The sequence below is a fragment of the Anaerolineae bacterium genome, from assembly GCA_014360855.1.
In the GTDB taxonomy this organism is placed as follows: Bacteria; Chloroflexota; Anaerolineae; order JACIWP01; family JACIWP01; genus JACIWP01.
On the sequence record JACIWP010000331.1, the window covers coordinates 1 to 3,031 of the forward strand.

A 3,031-nucleotide genomic window follows, 5' to 3' on the forward strand; every position below is an offset into this window, starting at 1 on the left:
GGCCCTGGCCCCACCTGCCCGAACTTCATTGATCCGTACACGCTGGAACGCCAGCCCTATATCAAGAGCGACGCGGAACTGGTGGCCAAGGTCGTCGACGCGCTCCCCAACATCGACTTCTGCGAATCGCTGGGCTCCATCAGCGACGTGCATGTGGACCTGAGCGCGCTGTACGAGTTCGCCTACATGTTCCCCAACACCAGCAAGCCCATCGTGGCCTGGTCCTTCCGCTGGGATGACTCCGAGGCCATCCACAAGATCGCCATCACCGAAGCCGGCGGCCAGGAAGCCTTCGAGCGGCGCCCCAACTACGTGCACTACTGCGAGCCGGTCTCGCCGCTGGTGAGCACCTTCGAGGCGCTGGATAAGCTCATCTTCGCCGCCCGGCATCGCGTGCCGCTGGTCTTCACGCCCTGCCCCATCGCCGGCGCCACCGCACCCTGCACCCTGGCCGGCCTCATCGCCCAGGCGGCGGCCGAGTCCTGGATGGGCCTCACCCTCGCCCAGACCATCGCTCCAGGCCTCCCCTTCTTCATGGGCGGCGTGACCTCCATCCTCGACATGCAGACCATGATCTTCAGCTACGGCGCGCCGGAGCTGGCGCTGGCCGAGTGCGGCCTGACCGAGCTGGCCCACTACGCCGGCATTCCGCTCTGGAACACCGGCGGCTGTACCGACTCCAAGACGCTCGACGAGCAGGCCGCCATCGAAGGCTCCTTCTCCGTCATGGCGGCGGCGCTGTGCGGCGGCGACCTGACCCACGACGTGGGCTATACCGAGAGCGCCATGACCGGCTCCCTCTTCCAGCTCTGCATGATGGACGAGGCCATCGGCTGGTCCCGCCGGGTGACCCGCGGCATCGAGGTCAACGAGGAGACGCTGGCGGTCGAGGTCATCAAGAGCGTGGGTCCCAACGGCCACTACCTGCGCCATCCGCACACCCGCAAGTTCTTCAAGACCGAGTTCTGGTATCCGACCCTCTGCGATCGCCACAACTATGAGGAGTGGTCGGCCGCCGGCGGCCTGCCGATGCGCGAGCGGGTCATCGCCAAGGTGCGCGAGATCCTGGAGACCCATACCCCGCCGCCCATCAAGAAGGAAACCCGGGATGTCATCGAGAAGGTGCTGGCGGATGCCGAGGCACGCGTCAAGAGCACGGACACGAAGAAAAAGTAACTCGAACAGGGGAGGCAAGATACAATGAGCAAGATCCTGGAACAACTGGCGACTGCCATTATCGAAGGCGATATTGACAACACGCCCAATCTGGTGCAGAAGGCGCTGGATGAGGGGCTGGACCCCCTTTCCATCCTGAACGACGGCATGGTAATGGGCATGAACGAGGTGGGGCGTCGCTTCAAGGCCGGCGAGATGTTCGTGCCGGAAGTGCTGATGTCGGCTGAGGCCATGCAGGCCGGCCTGAAAATCCTGCGGCCCCTGCTGGTCTCCTCCGGCGCCAAACTGCTGGGCAAGGTCATCATGGCCACCGTCCAGGGCGACCTGCATGACATCGGCAAGAACCTGGTGGGCATGATGTGCGAAGGCGCCGGCTTCGAGGTCATTGACCTGGGCTTCGACGTGCCGGCGGAGCGCATTGTCCAGGCGGTGAAGGAGCACAAGCCCGATATCGTGGGCCTCTCCGCACTGCTGACCACGACCATGCGCCAGATGGCCTATACCATCAAGGCACTGGAAGAGGCCGGCCTGCGCGACAAGGTCAAAGTCATGGTCGGCGGCGCCCCGGTCGATGAGGAATTCGCCAAGAAAATCGGTGCGGATGGGTATGGTTCCAACGCCGCCGCCGGCGCGGAACTGGCCAAGAAGCTCGTCGGTGCCGCGTAATATCGCCGCATCGCAATGCCCATTATCCTGGGCCACATGATCTAAGAGGAGAAGGTAGCATGGAAGTGCATAAGGTCAATTACGAAGTGAACGCCACGCCTATTCTCCAAATCCTCACCGAGGACGAGATCGAGGCGATCTATTTCTCGTCTCTGCGAGTCCTGGAAGAGACCGGCGTGCGGTGCTATAACCCGGAGGGCGTTGACATCCTGCATGCGCACGGCGCCCATGTCGAGGACAAAAACCTGGTGAAGGTCCCCTCCTGGATGGTGGAACGGGCGCGCTCCACCCTGCCCAAGAAGGTCACCGTCGTCGGCATGCCCGATAAGGACGGCAACCGCAAGTACCGCATGGACCTGGTGAAGAACTCCGCTTATTGGGGCACGGGCTCGGATACGCCCTATACCATCGATCCCTACACGATGAAGCGCCGGCGCTCCACCTACCAGGACGTCAAGAACCTGGCCATCATCGCCGAGGCCCTGCCCAACATTGACTTCTTCATGTCGCTGGGCATCACCCAGGACACCGCGGTGGGCACCTATGACCGCTGGCAGTACCTGGCCATGTTGGAGGGCACCAACAAGCCCATCAACATCACCGCGGTGGACGTGGAAGGCCTGCGCGACCAGCTCGAAATGGCGTACATCCGGCTGGGCGGCAAAGAAGAGTGGAAGAAGGCGCCGGCGTTCTCCCTGTACATCGAGCCGGTCTCGCCGCTGAGCCATGACCCCATCGTCATCGGCAAACTGCTCTTCTGCTGTGACAACGATATCCCGTTCGTCTACACGCCCTGCCCGCAGGCCGGCGCCACCGCTCCCTGCACCCTGGCCGGCCTCCTGGTCCAGGCCCTCACCGAGAGCCTGTTTGGCATCGTGCTCAGCCAGCTCCGTAAACCCGGCGCCCAGGTCATCATCGGCGGCCTGCTCTCCCAGATGGACATGCAGACCACCGTCATGGCCTACGGCTCGCCGGAGATGGCCCTGCTCAGCGCCGCCTACACCGACATCACCAAGTGGCTCATGGTGCCCATGTACAACACCAGCGGCTGTAGCGATGCCAAGGTGTTCGATGAGCAGGCAGCCATGGAGGCGACGCTGAACACCTTCCTCGCCGGCCTCATCGGCGGCAACATGTTCCCCGACGTCGGCTACATCGAGTCCGGCCTCACCAGCTCGCCTGACATGCT

3 protein-coding genes are annotated in these 3,031 nt (G+C 63.4%); all 3 read left to right on the forward strand.

Annotated features, from left to right (window positions below):
- Nucleotides 1-1,176 (forward strand): trimethylamine methyltransferase family protein (locus tag H5T60_13540; GenBank protein ID MBC7243454.1); only part of this gene is annotated, 1,176 nt, incomplete at its 5' end.
- 24 nt (nucleotides 1,177-1,200) lie between these two features.
- Nucleotides 1,201-1,842: a corrinoid protein gene (locus tag H5T60_13545; GenBank protein MBC7243455.1), complete on the forward strand. Its 642-nt coding sequence runs from the start codon at nucleotides 1,201-1,203 to the stop codon at nucleotides 1,840-1,842.
- 59 nt (nucleotides 1,843-1,901) lie between these two features.
- On the forward strand, nucleotides 1,902-3,031 hold a 1,130-nt coding region (locus tag H5T60_13550), incomplete at its 3' end, for a trimethylamine methyltransferase family protein (GenBank protein MBC7243456.1).